Source organism: Pseudomonas sp. BRM28, from assembly GCF_002939405.1.
Classification (GTDB): domain Bacteria; phylum Pseudomonadota; class Gammaproteobacteria; order Pseudomonadales; family Pseudomonadaceae; genus Aquipseudomonas; species Aquipseudomonas palmensis.
This window is the reverse complement of the sequence record NZ_PEFV01000001.1, coordinates 5,460,769-5,475,990: the sequence shown is the minus strand read 5'-3', so window position 1 is coordinate 5,475,990 and position 15,222 is coordinate 5,460,769. Positions and strand designations below refer to the sequence as shown.

The 15,222-nt window shown below is 64.8% G+C and carries 13 protein-coding genes; 6 read left to right on the top strand and 7 right to left on the bottom strand.

All coding sequences use genetic code 11. The annotated features are described in order from the left end of the window. Window positions 1-72 precede the first annotated feature (72 nt). Both CR917_RS25125 and CR917_RS25120 read left to right on the top strand, forming a co-directional pair. Window positions 73-1,491, top strand: coding sequence for a short-chain fatty acid transporter (locus CR917_RS25125; protein ID WP_104573086.1), 1,419 nt, complete (start codon window positions 73-75; stop codon window positions 1,489-1,491). A gap of 149 nt (window positions 1,492-1,640) precedes the next feature. Continuing rightward, window positions 1,641-3,869 (top strand): TonB-dependent siderophore receptor, encoded by a 2,229-nt coding sequence (locus tag CR917_RS25120; protein WP_104573087.1) that lies wholly within the window; start codon window positions 1,641-1,643, stop codon window positions 3,867-3,869. Window positions 3,870-3,952: 83 nt separating this feature from the next. On the opposite strand, the gene CR917_RS25115 is transcribed toward CR917_RS25120, so the two are convergent. Continuing rightward, window positions 3,953-4,837, bottom strand: a complete 885-nt coding sequence (locus tag CR917_RS25115; protein ID WP_043862937.1) for a dihydrodipicolinate synthase family protein — start codon at window positions 4,835-4,837, stop codon at window positions 3,953-3,955. A gap of 25 nt (window positions 4,838-4,862) precedes the next feature. Next, window positions 4,863-5,645 carry an aldolase gene (locus CR917_RS25110; protein WP_043862936.1) on the bottom strand — a complete coding sequence of 261 codons (783 nt, stop codon included), beginning with the start codon at window positions 5,643-5,645 and terminating at the stop codon, window positions 4,863-4,865. A 161-nt stretch (window positions 5,646-5,806) separates the two neighbouring features. Here CR917_RS25110 and CR917_RS25105 point away from each other — a divergent pair, with 161 nt between their 5' ends. Continuing rightward, on the top strand, window positions 5,807-6,355 hold the full coding sequence (locus CR917_RS25105) for a helix-turn-helix domain-containing protein (protein ID WP_043862935.1): 549 nt from the start codon (window positions 5,807-5,809) through the stop codon (window positions 6,353-6,355). Here the strand turns inward: CR917_RS25105 and CR917_RS25100 are convergent. Further along, window positions 6,352-6,903, bottom strand: a complete 552-nt coding sequence (locus CR917_RS25100; protein WP_078480160.1) for an RNA 2'-phosphotransferase — start codon at window positions 6,901-6,903, stop codon at window positions 6,352-6,354. The genes CR917_RS25105 and CR917_RS25100 overlap by 4 nt on opposite strands. Before the next feature lie 136 nt (window positions 6,904-7,039). Here CR917_RS25100 and CR917_RS25095 point away from each other — a divergent pair, with 136 nt between their 5' ends. Beyond that, window positions 7,040-7,822 carry an AraC family transcriptional regulator gene (locus CR917_RS25095; protein ID WP_104573088.1) on the top strand — a complete coding sequence of 261 codons (783 nt, stop codon included), beginning with the start codon at window positions 7,040-7,042 and terminating at the stop codon, window positions 7,820-7,822. A 65-nt stretch (window positions 7,823-7,887) separates the two neighbouring features. On the opposite strand, the gene CR917_RS25090 is transcribed toward CR917_RS25095, so the two are convergent. After that, on the bottom strand, window positions 7,888-8,481 hold the full coding sequence (locus CR917_RS25090; RefSeq protein WP_104573089.1) for a LysE family translocator: 594 nt from the start codon (window positions 8,479-8,481) through the stop codon (window positions 7,888-7,890). A gap of 269 nt (window positions 8,482-8,750) precedes the next feature. Between CR917_RS25090 and CR917_RS25085 the strand changes: the two genes are divergently transcribed. Next, window positions 8,751-10,322 carry a TerC family protein gene (locus CR917_RS25085; RefSeq protein ID WP_043862931.1) on the top strand — a complete coding sequence of 524 codons (1,572 nt, stop codon included), beginning with the start codon at window positions 8,751-8,753 and terminating at the stop codon, window positions 10,320-10,322. Here the strand turns inward: CR917_RS25085 and rarD are convergent. Both rarD and CR917_RS25075 read right to left on the bottom strand, forming a co-directional pair. After that, window positions 10,285-11,172, bottom strand: coding sequence for an EamA family transporter RarD (gene rarD / locus CR917_RS25080; RefSeq protein WP_043862930.1), 888 nt, complete (start codon window positions 11,170-11,172; stop codon window positions 10,285-10,287). The genes CR917_RS25085 and rarD overlap by 38 nt on opposite strands. 50 nt (window positions 11,173-11,222) lie before the next feature. Then, window positions 11,223-12,782 (bottom strand): EAL domain-containing protein, encoded by a 1,560-nt coding sequence (locus tag CR917_RS25075; protein ID WP_173925067.1) that lies wholly within the window; start codon window positions 12,780-12,782, stop codon window positions 11,223-11,225. Between the two features lie 405 nt (window positions 12,783-13,187). Between CR917_RS25075 and hppD the strand changes: the two genes are divergently transcribed. Beyond that, complete coding sequence (gene hppD / locus CR917_RS25070; RefSeq protein ID WP_054915379.1) at window positions 13,188-14,264, top strand: 4-hydroxyphenylpyruvate dioxygenase; 1,077 nt, start codon at window positions 13,188-13,190, stop codon at window positions 14,262-14,264. Window positions 14,265-14,331: 67 nt separating this feature from the next. On the opposite strand, the gene CR917_RS25065 is transcribed toward hppD, so the two are convergent. Next, on the bottom strand, window positions 14,332-15,138 hold the full coding sequence (locus CR917_RS25065) for a CSS-motif domain-containing protein (RefSeq protein ID WP_043862927.1): 807 nt from the start codon (window positions 15,136-15,138) through the stop codon (window positions 14,332-14,334). Window positions 15,139-15,222: the final 84 nt, after the last annotated feature.

The window sequence follows — 15,222 nt, the reverse complement described above, 5'->3', positions numbered from 1 at the left end:
TGTGCAGGAGCCGGCCTTGCCGGCGAAGGGGCCTTCAGCCGTTCAAAAAAAATCAATAAGAAGGAAAATCCCGTGGCCGCCGAACTCCAAGACAGCCGCTCCGCCCGCTTTGCCCTGCGTTGCTCCAACTGGGCCGAACGCTGGTTCCCCGACTCCTGGGTGTTCGCCGCCCTGGCCGTGGTGCTGGTGTCACTGGCCGCCCTGGCCATGGGCGCCAAACCCCTCGATACCGCCACCGCCTTCGGTGACGGGTTCTGGAGCCTGATCCCCTTCACCATGCAGATGGCCTTCGTGGTCATCGGCGGCTATGTGGTGGCCAGCTCGCCGCCGGCGGTGAAACTCATCGACCGCCTGGCGCGCATTCCGAAGAACGGCCGTTCGGCCGTGTGCTGGGTGGCGCTGATATCGATGGTCGCCTCGCTGCTCAACTGGGGCCTGTCGCTGGTGTTCGGCGGCCTGCTGGTACGCGCCCTGGCGCGCCGTACCGACCTGAAGATGGACTACCGCGCCGCCGGTGCCGCCGCCTACCTGGGCCTGGGCGCCGTATGGGCCCTGGGCCTGTCCTCGTCGGCCGCGCAGCTGCAAGCCAACCCGGCCAGCCTGCCGCCGTCGATCCTGGCGATCACCGGGGTGATCCCGTTCACCGAAACCATCTTCCTCTGGCAGTCGGGCGTGATGCTGGCGGCGCTGGTCATCGTGTCGCTGATCGTGGCCTACGCCACTGCACCCGGCCCGCAGAGTGCCCGCGATGCCCAGGCCTGTGGCATCGACCCCAGCTTCAGCGCACCACCACCGGCGCAGCGCACGCGCCCGGGTGAATGGCTGGAATACAGCCCGGTGCTGACCCTGCTGCTGGTGGCCCTGGCGGCTGGCTGGCTGTACCACGAGTTCTCGACCAAGCCGGCCATCACCGCGATCTCGGGGCTCAATACCTACAACTTTCTGTTCATCATGCTCGGCGCCTTGCTGCACTGGCGCCCGCGCAGCTTCCTGGATGCGGTGAGCCGTGCGGTGCCGACCACCACCGGGGTACTGATCCAGTTCCCGCTGTACGGCTCGATCGCGGCCATCCTCACCCAGGTCAAGGGCGTGGACGCGCAAACCCTGGCGCACCATATCTCCACCTTCTTCGTGCAGATCGCCTCGCATGACACCTACGCCTTGCTGATGGGCGTGTACTCTGCGGTGCTGGGCTTCTTCATTCCCTCCGGTGGCGGCAAGTGGATCATCGAGGCGCCCTACGTGATGCTGGTGGCCAACGACCTGCAGTACCACCTGGGCTGGGCGGTGCAGATCTACAACGCCGCCGAGGCGCTGCCCAACCTGATCAACCCGTTCTACATGCTGCCGCTGCTGGGCGTGCTGGGGCTCAAGGCGCGCGACCTGATCGGCTTCTCGTTCGTGCAGTTGCTGGTGCACGTGCCGCTGGTGCTGTTCTTGCTCTGGGCGCTGGGCACCACGTTGCAGTACACGCCACCTGTGATGCCGTAGCGCATCCGGCGGGTAAAAAAGGCGATCTTCGGATCGCCTTTTTCATGCCTAAATTAAATCAATAAGCATTCGTATTAAGGGTGATCCGATGATGTCCCGCTGTGTACTTCTAAACGGAATTTCCCGTCGTAAACAAGGAGAAGGCCGCGATGTTCGCGCCGATTACCCGTTCCATGACGTTGACACTGGGCCAGTGCGGCACCGCCTGCAGCGCCGTCGCACTGGCTGACAACGAACCTCTGCCCGACGCCGCCCCCCAGGCGCTGGAGCTGGGTTCGACCAACGTGAATGCCCAGGGCCTGGGCAGCACCACCGAAAACACCGGGGCCTACACCACCGGCAGCATGAGCACCGCCACCCGCCTGAACCTGTCGATCAAGGACACCCCGCAGTCGATGTCGGTGCTGACCCGCCAGCAGCTGGACGACTTCCAGCTCGACAACCTCTCCGAAGCCATGGGCCAGGTGACGGGCGTGGTGGTGCAGCGCAACGACTCCGAGCGCCCCACCTACAACTCGCGCGGCTATGCCATCGACAACTTCCAGATCGACGGCATGCTCAACACCTTCTCGGGGCTCAAGTCCGACTCGGACACCATCATCTACGACCGCATCGAAGTGGTGCGTGGCGCCACCGGGCTGACCACCGGCGCCGGCGACCCGTCGGGCACCATCAACATGATGCGCAAGCGCCCCACCCATGAACTGGCGGTGAAAACCGGCCTGCGTGGCGGCAGCTACGACAACTACTACAGCTATGTCGACGTGGGCGGGCCGCTGGCCTTCGACGGTCGTCTGCGCGGGCGCAGCGTGCTGGCCTACCGCGACGCCCATTCGTTTCGCGACCGCTACCAGACCCAGCGCGAGGTGGCCTACGGCATTCTCGAGGGTGACCTGAGCGACGACACCGTGCTGGCGGTGGGGTACGACTACCAGAACAAGCATGTACAGGGTGCCTCGTGGGGCACCGTGCCGTACTGGAACGCCTCCGGTGGCAAGGCCAAGCTGCCGCGCTCGAACAACATCTCGGCGCCGTGGAGTTCGTGGCCGCTCAAGGACGAGACCGTGTTCGCCACCCTCGACCAGCGCCTGGGCGGCGACTGGCACCTCAAGGCGGCCTACACCTACCGCCAGAGCGAAACCGACGGCAAGGTGTACTTCGGTGGCCAGGGCTTCCCCGAGGCCGACCGCAGCGGCATGAATGCCTGGGTCAGCCACTTCATCGGCGACGAGAAAATGAGCGCCGCCGACCTCAACCTGGGCGGGCCCTTTGCGCTGCTGGGGCGCGAGCACGAATTCATGATCGGCTATGGCGAGTCGCAGCGGCGCAACAGCGCGCCGCTCAAGCGGCCCCTGGACCTGCCGCCCGGCTACACGACCATCCCCGACTGGAAGTACCTGGGCGGGGTAGACAAGTTCGCCGATACCGTGACCAACCTGGATGGTTCGCGCGATACCACGCAGCAGAAGGCCGGCTATGTCGCCACCCGGCTGAACGTGACCGATGCACTGCACCTGGTGCTGGGCAGCCGCTACGGCAGCTGGAAGGTCACGGGGCGCTCATGGGCATTCGATGCGGCGGGGCAGGTGGTGGAGAACCCGCGCTCCAGCCGCACCCACAATGACGTGTGGACACCCTATGCGGGCGTTCTGTACGACATCACCGACCAATACACCGTGTACGCCAGCTATACCGACATCTTCAAGCCGCAGAACTACAAGGATGTCGACGACAAGTACCTGGAACCGGTGGTGGGCAGCAACTACGAGGTGGGCCTGAAGGGCAGCCTGCTGGACGAGCGCCTGAACCTGTCGACGGCGGTGTTTCGCAGCAAGCAGGACAACGTGGCCGAGGTGGACGATTCCATTCCGGTAGGGCCCAACGGCGAGCAGTATTACAAGTCCGGCGGCAAGGGCAATACCGTGGAGGGCTTCGAGGCGGAGGTCGCTGGCGAGGTGATGGCGGGGTGGAACATGACCCTGGGCTACAGCTACACCCACTCGCTGGATGCCGAGCACAAGCGGCGCAACACCACCCAGCCGTTGAACATGGTGCGCTGGAACAGCACCTACAGGGTGATGGACAGGTTGACCGTGGGTGGGTCGGTGGATTGGCAGAGCGACATCTACCGCAGCGGCAATCGTCCGGTGGGGCGAGGCAGCGATGGCCGGATCATCACGGCGCCGGCTGACATTCGCCAGCGGTCCTACACGGTGGTGGGGTTGATGTCCCGTTACGAGTTCGACGAACACCTGTCGGCGTCCTTGAACGTGAAGAACCTGCTGGATACCAGGTACTACAACAACGTGGGGTTCTACAACGGGGTGTACTGGGGTGATCCGCGCACGCTGACGGTGAGCCTGGATTGGCGGTTGTAGCGCCCTGAAGCCGAGCCAACAGGGCTGGCGATGCATGCCCTGTTGGCCGTGGCAATCCCGTGCGCTGAGGCCGTGAGAAGGCCTTACCCCATCTGTTCGAGCAACCCGCGCAACCGCTCACGCCCGGCGTCATCCAGCCCGAACACCGGCCTGCGCGGCTCGCCCACCTCCAGCCCGGTCAACGCCAACCCTGCCTTCACCGTCGCCGGCAAGCCGCCCTTGAGGATGAACTCCAGCAATGGCAACTGCCGGTAGAACAGCGCCCGCGCCGCCTCAAGGTCGTTACCCAGCACGGCCTGGTACAGCTGCTGGTTGAGCGCCGGAATCAGGTTGGCTGCCGCCGTGCACCAGCCCGTGGCACCGGCCACGAACGCTTCCAGGGCCAACGGGTTGCAGCCGTTGTAGAACGGCACCTGGCCTTCGCCCAACTGCTGCAGCTTGTGCATGCGCTGGATGTCGCCGGTACTCTCCTTGACCATGGTCACGTTCTCGACCTGGCGCACGATGCGCATGATCAGCTCCACCGACAGGTCGGTGCCGCTGGTGGCCGGGTTGTTGTAGAGCATGATCGGCACGCCGATGCAGTCGCCGATGCTCTGGTAGTGCTGCAGGATCTCGGCTTCGCTCAGCTTCCAGTAGGCCGCCGGCAATACCATCACCGCATCTGCCCCATGGGCCTCGGCAAAGCGCGCGCGGCGCATGGCGCTGGCGGTGGTCAGGTCCGAGACGCTGACAATGGTCGGTACCCGCCCGCCAATGTGCGCCAGGCTGAACTCGGCCACCTGGTCCCACTCGCGGTCGCTCAGGTAGGCGCCTTCGCCCGTGCTGCCCAGGGGCGCGATGGCCTGTACGCCACCTTCGATCAGCCGATCGATGGAGCGGCCAAGGGCCGTCAGGTCGAGCTGGGTGCCGTCGGCGCTGAACGGGGTGATGGTGTAGCCGATGATGCCGTGAAAAGTCGTGGACATGAAAAACACTCCGCAGAAAACAGGTTCAGTTCAGGCAATCGGCATGCTGACGCAGGCACTGCCGGGCATAGTAGGCGAACGCCGCGCCGTGGCGCTTGGGGCGGGCGATCCAGTCGTGCGCTTCGCGCCCCAGCACCGGCTCGATGGGCTTGATCTGGCCGGCTGACATCGCCAGCAACTGCAGGCGCGCCGCGCGCTCGATCAACTGCGCGATCACACAGGCTTCCTCGATGCTGGCGCCGGTCGACAGCTGGCCGTGGTGCGAGAGCAGGATGGCGCGCTTGTCGCCCAGCGCCGCGCTGATCAGCTCGCCTTCCTCGTTGCCCACCGGCACCCCGGGCCAGCCTTCGAGAAACGCGCAGTCCTCGTACAGCGGGCAGAGGTCCATGTGCGACACCTGCAACGGTACCTCGAGCATCGACAGCGCGGCGATGTGGGTCGGGTGGGTGTGGATGATGCAGTTCACATCCGGGCGTGCGCGGTACACCCAGCTGTGAAAGCGATTGGCCGGGTTGGGCATGCCGCTGCCTTCGAGCACCTCCAGGTCCTCGTTGACCAATAGCAGGTTGCTGGCGGTGATTTCATCGAAGCCCAGCCCTAGTTGCTGGGTGTAGAAGGTGCCCGGTTGCGGGCCGCGGGCACTGATCTGCCCGGCCAGGCCGGAGTCGTGGCCGTTGTCGAACAGGATTCGGCAGGTCAGCGCCAGCTTTTCACGCACAGTCCACGTATTATCGGCAAGCGAGCCCTGCATCTGTTCCAGGGCCTGCTTGACCAGTTGGTCCTTGGGGAGTGCTAATGTCTTGGCCATTGGGGTTTCCTCGGTGGCGGATCGGACGTCAGGGCTGGCCCGCCCCGGTTGCTTGGAAGGTGAGCGGGGTGGTCAACCTTATGACACAAACAAGGCTATATGACACAAAGTGTCATTGGCAAGGGAAAGGTTGCCCATTGCACCGGGAATAGCGGCGTTAAATGTCTATCCGATTGAAAGTATTAAGAAAAAAACTTGGGCTGACGCTTGAGACGCTGGCCGAGAAAACGGCCATGACCAAGAGCTACCTGTCCAAGGTGGAACGGGGTCTGAACACGCCTTCGATTGCGGCGGCGCTGAAACTGGCGCGGGCGTTGAACGTGAACGTGGAAGAACTGTTCGCCGAAGACCAGCCTGCGCAGGCGCGCTACAGCCTGGTACGCCGGGGTGAGCGCCAGGCGTTGTCCGGCAGCGCCGAAGGGCCGGGCTACGCGGTGCTGGCCCAGCATATCGGCCAGCGCAGCCTGCTGCCGTTCATCATCTGCCCGCCGGCGGACTTCAGCGACTCGACGTTCAAGGAGCACCTGGGCGAAGAGTTCCTGTTCGTGCACGAAGGGCAGGTGGAAGTGGACTTCATGCACGAGCGGGTGTTGCTCGAGCGCGGTGATGCGCTGCACTTCAATGCCCAGACGCCGCACCGGCTACGCTCGGTCGGGGCGGTGCAGGCGCAGTTGCTGGTGGTGGTGCACGACGCCGACTCGCCGGTTTAACCGGGCTGTCGAATGAACGCAACCGGCACGTGGGCCGTCAGCCATACGCCATTGTCGGCCTGGAAGAACGCCAGGCCCTGGGCGTGCATTGCCGCTGCATCGATGTGCAGCAGTACCGGTGAGCCGTAACGCTGGCCGACCGCAATGGCCGTGGCAGGGTCGTGGGACAGGTGCACGTGGTGACGGTTGCCGGCGATCAGGCCCTGTTGGGCAATCGAGTCGAGAAAGCGCGTTGCCGTACCGTGGTACAGCTCGGCAGGCGGCGCCTTGGGCGCGTACTGGAGCTCGACCGTCGCTGTCGAGTGCCCCTGTACGGCGCGAATCCTGCGGCCATCGTCCGACAGGCCGAAGCGTTTCTTGTCGCTGCTGGCCACCACCGCCTGCAGGTGCGCCAGGTCCAGCGCGCGGCCCTGGCGGGCGGCGCCGGCAATCAGTGCATCGACATCGCCCCAGCCTTCGCTGTCCAGTTGCAGATCGATGGATTCGGGGGCGTGACGCAGCACGTAGCTGAGAAATTTGCTGGTTTCGGTGAAGCGCTTGCTGCTCATGCGGGTCTTCCTTGAACGGTCTGCGCGGCAGCTTATCAGGGCGCGCAAGCGGCGACGAGCGGTGCGCAAGGGGCAGTGGCACGCCCTGAAGCCTGATAGAGTGCGGGTTGTTCCACTGCCCACAGGCCCGCACGCGATGACCACCACCTCGTATTTCTGGCGTGACCCGGCGTTGCCCTTCATCGAGGCGCGCGGGGTCGCAGACGGTCGCAAGGTCTGCTATGCGCGCCATTCCCATGCCGGGTTTTCCATCGGTGCGATCACTGCCGGGCGTAGCTCCTACCTCAGCGGGCACACCTGGCGCGAGGTCGAGACCGGCACGGTGGTGATGATGAACCCCGGTGTGGTGCATGCCTGCAACCCGATCGCCGACCAGCCGTGGTCGTACCTGATGCTGTACGTGGACATGCCGTGGCTGACCCGGCTTGGCTTCGCACCGGTCGCTGCCACCCTGAGTACCGCCCCGGCCCTGTTCGAGGCCCTGTTGCAGCTGTACGACATGCTCATCGACAACCAGCGTGGCACGGCGTGCAAGGCGGCGGCTGCCGAAGCGTTCTTCGGCGACCTGCGCCAGCAGCTGGAGGCAGCGCCACCGCCGCTGGCCAGGCCGGATGCGCGGCTGGAGCGGGCGGCGGCATTCATTCGCGCACATTGCACCGAACCGCTCAAGCTCGAAGACATCAGCCAGGCGGCCGGCTTGTCCACCTCGTATCTGATCCGCACCTTCAAGCAGCATTACGGCCTGACCCCGCACGGCTTTGTGCTGGACTGCCGCGTGCAGTACGCCCGCGCCCAGTTGCGCCAGGGCCGGCTGATCGCCGAGGTGGCGCTGGAGGCCGGGTTTGCCGACCAGGCGCATCTGCAACGGGCATTCAAGCAGCACCTGGCTGCGACGCCCGGGCATTACCGCTCAGCCTAGGCGCTGTACGAAAAGCCTTGATACTCGGTGATGCTGCGTTGAAAACAGCCTGACCTTCGTCTTTTTCATACAGACCCCTGCATCAGGTACAGCGCACTCAGCACCAGCAGGGCGGCCAGGCTGCGATTGAACAGGCGCAGGCGCCGCGGGTTGTCGAGGTAGCTGCGGATCAGGCTGCCGGCCAGCGCCCAGCAGCCCAGCGAGAGGTAGCAGATCACCAGGTAGATCAGGCTGAACTGGCCCAGCAGGGCGGTTTCGCCCTGGCCCACGAAGGCTCCGATGCCCGCCACGCAGGCCAGCCAGGCCTTGGGGTTGAGCCATTGCATGGCAGCGCCGCGCAGCAGGCTGGGTGCGTGGGTATCACGCCCTTCACCGAGCGCGCCGTCGTCGCGGGACAGTTTCCATGCCATGTACAGCAGAAACAGCACCCCGGCCCAGTGCAGGGCAACGGCAAGACCTGGCCAGTGGCGCAGCACCTCGTGCAGGCCCAGGCCGATCAGTACCAGCAGCAGGATGAACCCCAGGGTGGCGCCGGTAACGTGGCGCATGGCCGGGCGCAAGCCATGCCGTGCGCCGGCGCCCAGGGCAACGATGTTGACCGGGCCAGGGGAAATGGAGGCGGCCAGGGCGAAGGCGGCCATGGAAAGGCTGAGGCTCATGCGGCAGATCCTTGAGGGGGAGGGTGCAGCGAGGGTAGGCGGGAAGGTCGGTGGGGTATTGAAGGAAATTGCCCTGTGCCGCAGCGGGTGTTTTGCCACAGATTGAAATAATTTCACGCTGTGAGAAAAGTCAGCTGAAATTGTAGGATCACCGTCCCTAATTGACCCAAGGTTGATATGACTTCGTTCTCGGAGCCTCCCAGTACCCGGCCGTCCTGGCCATCCTCCCTTTCCCGTCCCCGTGACGTTTCCCGCCTGAGTACCTGCCCATGGAATGGCTAGCCGACCCCACGGCCTGGCTGGGCCTTGCCACGCTGATCGTGCTCGAGCTGGTACTGGGTATCGACAACCTGGTGTTCATCGCGATTCTCGCCGACAAGCTGCCGCCCCATCAGCGCGACCGCGCGCGGGTGATCGGCCTGTCGCTGGCGCTGATCATGCGCCTGGGCCTGCTGGCCAGCATCTCGTGGATGGTGACGCTGACCGCGCCGCTGTTCGAGGTGTTCGACAAGAGCTTCTCGGGCCGTGACCTGATCATGCTGTTCGGCGGTGTGTTCCTGCTGTTCAAGGCCACCATGGAGTTGCACGAGCGTCTCGAGGGGCATGTCGCCCACCATCAGGGCCCGGCGCGCCATTCGGCGTTCTGGCCGATCGTGGCGCAGATCGTGGTACTCGATGCAGTGTTCTCGCTGGACGCGGTGATTACCGCCGTGGGCATGGTCGAGCACCTGTCGATCATGATGATCGCGGTGATCTTCTCCATCGGCATCATGATCGTCGCGAGCAAGCCGCTGACCCGCTTCGTCAACGCCCACCCCACGGTGATCATGCTGTGCCTGGGTTTTCTGATGATGATCGGCTTCAGCCTCACCGCCGAGGGCCTGGGCTTTCATATACCCAAGGGGTACCTGTACGCGGCAATCGGCTTCTCGATCCTGATCGAGCTGTTCAACCAGCTGGCCCGCGCCCGGCGCAAGCGCAGCCTGCAACAGCACCGGCCATTGCGCGAGCGCACCGCCCACGCGGTGATGCGCATGCTGGGTGGGCGCCGGTTGCAGGCCGACGAGGTGGGTGAGGACATCGCCGACCTGGTCGAGGATGGCGATGAACAGGTGCTGTTCGACCGCCGCGAACGGGTGATGATCAGCGGCGTGCTGAACCTGGCCGAACGCCCCATCAGAACGCTGATGACAGTACGCGCCAAAGTTGACTTCATCGACCTGGCGCAACCGCCGGAGGCGATCCGTACCGCGCTGATGCATTCGTCCTACTCGCGCCTGCCGCTGATTCGCCAGGGGCGGGTGGAGGAGCCGCTGGGCTTCGTGCACAAGAAGGAGCTGCTCAGGGAGCTGCTGGCCGGTCACGAGCCGGACCTGGAGCGCCTGGCGCGCACGCCGCTGAACCTGCTGGAGAGTTTCAGCATCCTCAACGCGCTGGAGCAGATGCGCAGCCAGTCGACCCACATCGCCTTCGTGGTCAACGAATTCGGCGACTTCACCGGCGTGCTGACCATGACCGATATCCTCGAGTCCATCGCCGGCGAGCTGCCTGATGCCAGTGAAGTCGAAGGGCCGGGCATCGTGCAGGCGCCGGACGGCTACCTGGTCAACGGCGCGCTGAACCTGCGCCAGATCCAGGCGCAGATCGGCTTTGCGGCCAAGCCCACCGAGGACTACCAGACCCTCGCTGGCCTGGTCATGAGCCTGCTCGACCGCCTGCCGCGGGTGGGCGATCAACTGACCTGGGGCGACTGGCTGATGACCGTCGAGGCCGTGCAGGAGCGCCGGGTGCGGCAGGTACGGCTTACACCGAACGCCGCCGCTGACGCAGCAGGTGCCTGACCCCCTCGAGCACCAGCACCACCACGGCCAGCCAGATCGGCAGGTAGGTCAGCCACTGGTCCGGGGCGATGCTCTCGCCCAGGATCAGGGCCACCGCCACCAGCAGCACCGGTTCCACATAGCTGAGCAGGCCGAACAGGCTGAACGCCAGCAGACGGCTGGCCATCACGTAGGTGACCAGCGCCAGGGCGCTGATCACCCCCAGGATCGGGATCAGCACATAGAGCTGCGGGTGGGCCAGCAGGTCGGCTGCGCTCAGCGGGCCCTGCACGATGAAGTACACCGAGGGCGGCATCATCAGGCACATGTCGGCCCACAGCCCGCCCAGGTGATCGGTGCGCAACTTGCGCCGCAAGATGAAGTAGAACGGGTAGCCGCCGGCCACCAGCAGGGTTTCCCAGGCGAACGAGCCATGGCGTATCAGTTCATGCCCCACCCCCACCACGGCGCAGGCCACGGCGACCTTCTGCAGGCGTGACAGGCGCTCGCCGTACACCACCCGCCCGGTCAGCACCATGGTCAGCGGCAGCAGGAAGTACCCCAGCGACACCTCCATGCTGCGCCCGTGCAGCGGTGCCCACAGGAACACCCACAGCTGCAGACCCATCAATGTCGAGGTACCCACCAGCCCCAGCAACAGCAGCGGGTTGCGCCGGATGCGCTGCAGTACGCCGATTGCCAGTGGCCAGTCCTTGGACAGCAGCATGAACAGCGTGATGCACGGCAGGGTCAGCAGCATGCGCCAACCGAAGATCTCCTCGCCGTCGAGGGGGGTGAGCAGGGAGGTGTAGTAGTACATCAGGGCGAACAGACACGACGCCATGACCGATGAAACGATGCCTCTGGACAAGGGGGCCTCGGGAGCACGAAGGGGTAGGGAAGTGGTGAGCGCGCATGATCTCAGGGGCGCGTCACCTGGGCAACCGGCTGTGTGCCCAATGCAGCCACGAACTCGGCCAACGGCATCGGCCGGGCGAACAGGTAGCCCTGCTGGAAGTCCACCCGGTGCCGGGCCAGGTAGTCGCGCTGGGCGATGGTCTCCACGCCCTCGGCGACGATGCCCAGGCCCAGCTTGCCCGACAGCTCGATGATGCTGTCGAGGATATGCAGCGACAGGGCATCGACGCCGATCATGGCCACGAAGCTCTGGTCGATCTTCAGGTAGTCGACCTTGAACTGGCGCAGGTAGCCCAGGCTCGACTGGCCGGTGCCGAAATCATCGATGGCGATCATCACCCCCAGGGCCTGCAGCCTTGCGAACAGCTGCTCGGTGGTGTCGCTGGGTACCACCAGCTTGCGCTCGGTCAGCTCCAGGGTCAGGATCACCCGGCCAGGCGGGAAGGCGGCGAGAAAATCGCGGCAGTCGTCATACAGGGCCATGTCCTGGCAGTGATCGGCAGTGATGTTGATGCCCACATGAAAGCCGTCGCCAAAGGTCTCGGCGTGGGGCGCCAGGCCTTCGGCCACGCGCTGCATCAGGCGCCGGGTCATGGGCACGATCTGGCCGCTGTGCTCGGCATAGGGAATGAACAGGTCTGGGCGCACCATGCCTTCGCGCGGGTGCTGCCAGCGCATCAGCACCTCGGCGCCGGCCCAGCGGTAGTCACCCTCGCGCACCACCGGCTGGAAGTACGGGATGAACTCGTCGGCCTCCAGTGCCCGTTGCAGCTCCACCCGTGGCGAACTGGCCCTGCGCAGCTGCCAGCGGCAGGCCGCGCCGGCCATCACGCCCAGCAGGGTTACCAGGCCGAACAGCCCCGGGTACTCGGCGCGCATCAGGCGCCAGGGCTCGCCAGCGGCATAACCGCTGTGCACCGAAAAACGATAGCGCTGCGAGGCCTGCTGCGTCGGCGCCACGGCAAACACCGGGGGCGGGCCCTGGTGCACCACGCCGTCTTCGCCCATCCAGTTGGGGCCTACCTGCAGCACCAGGGTGGTGCCCTGGTCGAGCAGCTCCAGGGCGCTGCTCAGGTGGTCGCCATCGACGGTGGTGATGGCGCCGTCGTTGCCCTTGCTGAGCCGGTAGGCCAGCAGCGCATGGCCGGGCGTCACCGAGTTGCCGTTCATCAGCCACAGGCTGCCATCCACATAGTCCTTGGCATCCACCGGCTCGCTGAAGTTGCCAAACAGCGAACTGCAGTACAGGTCATTGTCACGAAACAGGTTGCTGGAGCGTACGAACGAGCCGCGTGTCACCTGTTCGCGCAGCGCCAGCGTGGCCTCTGCGCAGGGTTGGCGGGTCAGGGGCAGCAGGGCCTGGGCGGCGCCGGCGATGTTGTCGAGGATGCGTTCGAAGTGCCCGGTGACCAGGGCGGCCGTGTTCACGGCCCTGGCCTCGAGCTCACGCTGTGCCTGCCAGTGCATGATCAGCACGCCGGACACCACCGGTATCGCCCCCACCAGCCATGGCAGCAGGGCTCGCAGGGTCCAGCGACCGGGGCGTTTTTTCGTGAGGGGCATGGTGTCTACCTGTGCGGGATGAGCGCGGATGATTTCAAGGGCAGGGTTTCCCTGGTACCCCTGAGCGCACAGCATAGCCGTTCATCGGCCCGTATACAGCTGGGGCGTCAGCCTGATGTACTGCAGGGGAGGCTGCCGCTGTCGGCAGGCCCGGGCACTAAAGTACTTACAATTTTTCTTACGCCCTGTAGAATCGCGTTACGCATACAATAATAAGGTCCTTCGCCACTGGAGGATCAGACGGCCGAGAATAGGTCCCATATGAAGTGTCATGGGTTCAAACTGATTTATGGTGACTACCTCGCCCGCAGTGTGAGGGGCATCTCCTGCGCGCCGCCACGTTCGCTCCACATCGACAGCAAGCTACCCCTGTGATTTGAACGCTTTGATGATGAGGAAACGAACATGGCAGATATCTTCGAAAACCCGATGGGCCTGATGGGCTTCGAGTTCATTGAACTGGCCGCACCTGTCCCGGGTACCCTGGAGCCGATCTTCCAGATCATGGGCTTCACCAAGGTTGCCAGCCACCGCTCCAAGGACGTGCACCTGTACCGTCAGGGCGGCATCAACCTGATCCTGAACAACGAACCCAAGAGCGTGGCGTCCTACTTTGCCGCCGAGCATGGTCCGTCGGTGTGCGGCATGGCCTTCCGTGTGCGCAATGCCCATGAAGCCTATGCCCGTGCCCTGGAGCTGGGTGCCCAGCCGGTCGAGATCGAGACCGGGCCGATGGAACTGCGCCTGCCGGCGATCAAGGGTATCGGCGGCGCGCCGCTGTACCTGATCGACCGCTTCGAGGAAGGCAGCTCGATCTACGACATCGACTTCAAGTGGATCGAAGGCGTGGACCGCAACCCGGTCGGCGCCGGCCTCAAGATCATCGACCACCTGACCCACAACGTGTATCGCGGGCGCATGGCCTACTGGGCCGGCTTCTACGAGAAGCTGTTCAACTTCCGCGAGATCCGCTACTTCGACATCAAGGGTGAGTACACCGGCCTGACCTCCAAGGCCATGACCGCCCCCGACGCGATGATCCGTATCCCGCTGAACGAGGAGTCCTCCAAGGGCGCCGGTCAGATCGAAGAGTTCCTGATGCAGTTCAACGGCGAGGGCATCCAGCACGTCGCCTTCCTCACCGACGACCTGATCAAGAGCTGGGACGCGCTGAAAAAGCTCGGCATGCGTTTCATGACCGCACCGCCGGACACCTACTACGAAATGCTCGAAGGCCGTCTGCCGAACCACGGCGAGCCGGTGGGCGAGCTGCAGTCGCGGGGCATTCTGCTGGACGGCTCGTCCGAGGCGGGCGACAAGCGCCTGCTGCTGCAGATCTTCTCCGAAACCCTGATGGGCCCGGTGTTCTTCGAGTTCATCCAGCGCAAGGGTGACGACGGCTTCGGCGAGGGCAACTTCAAGGCCCTGTTCGAATCCATCGAGCGCGACCAGGTTCGCCGCGGTGTACTGACCGCCGAATAAACGCGGTGCGTATGCAAAAAGGCCATCGAGCATTCCTCGATGGCCTTTTTTTGTGCCTGCGCCGGCCTCAACCGTAACGACGGACCGATGGCGCGCGGCGGTTGCGAAACAGCGTCCAGTACACCGCTGCCGAGGTCATGACGCCGACCAGCAGCAACGACGGGATGATGGCCTGGGCGTTGGACAGCATCGCCTGCCAGATATGGCCGTCCGGGTAGCCGCCATGGATGGTGTACCCGTAACTGGCGGACAGCACGCGGACATGCTGTTCGGAGTGATCGGGCAGCACGTCGTCGAAGGTGCTGCCCTCGCTCCACAGGTAATCGTCACCGAACTGCAGCACCAGGTTGGCGCTGGCCTTTACCCGCTGCATCGTGGCTTGCAGGGTCTTGGCGTCGACCAGGGCCAGCACGCCGAGCGGGTACTCCTGCAGGCGGTAATACAGGATGGCCGAGTCCGGGGTCACATCGTTGCCCGGCTCCAGGCGCAGGCGCTGGTTGAAGAAGCTGCCCGGGTCGACCAGCAGCTGGTATTCGCCGTGCACCGTGCTGCAGTAGGCCCGGTTCTCGCGCACCAGCACCAGCGAGCGCAGCTCGGGGCGCATCACCACTTCGGTACGCAGGCTGGGCAGGGCCCGTGGGCAGGGGAAGTCCGCCAGGTTGAGCACCTTGTTGCTGGCATTGTGCAGCGAGTCGAGGATGCGATCGATGTCCTGCTGGGTGTGCTGGATCGAGACCAGGGTCGACTCGGCCAGCATCTTTTCCACCTGCCAGCTCATGATCAACAGGCCGCACCCCACAGGGGTCAGGCCGATCAACAGGATGACCAGCAGTTCCAGCAGCACACGGCCAGCGCGAAATTTGTGACGGGGCATGATTCACCTATGTTGACAGAGCGGGCCGCAGGGGCGCGCGGGCATCTTGAGCGGATGCCGTTCAGCATAAGTGAGGGGCGTAGT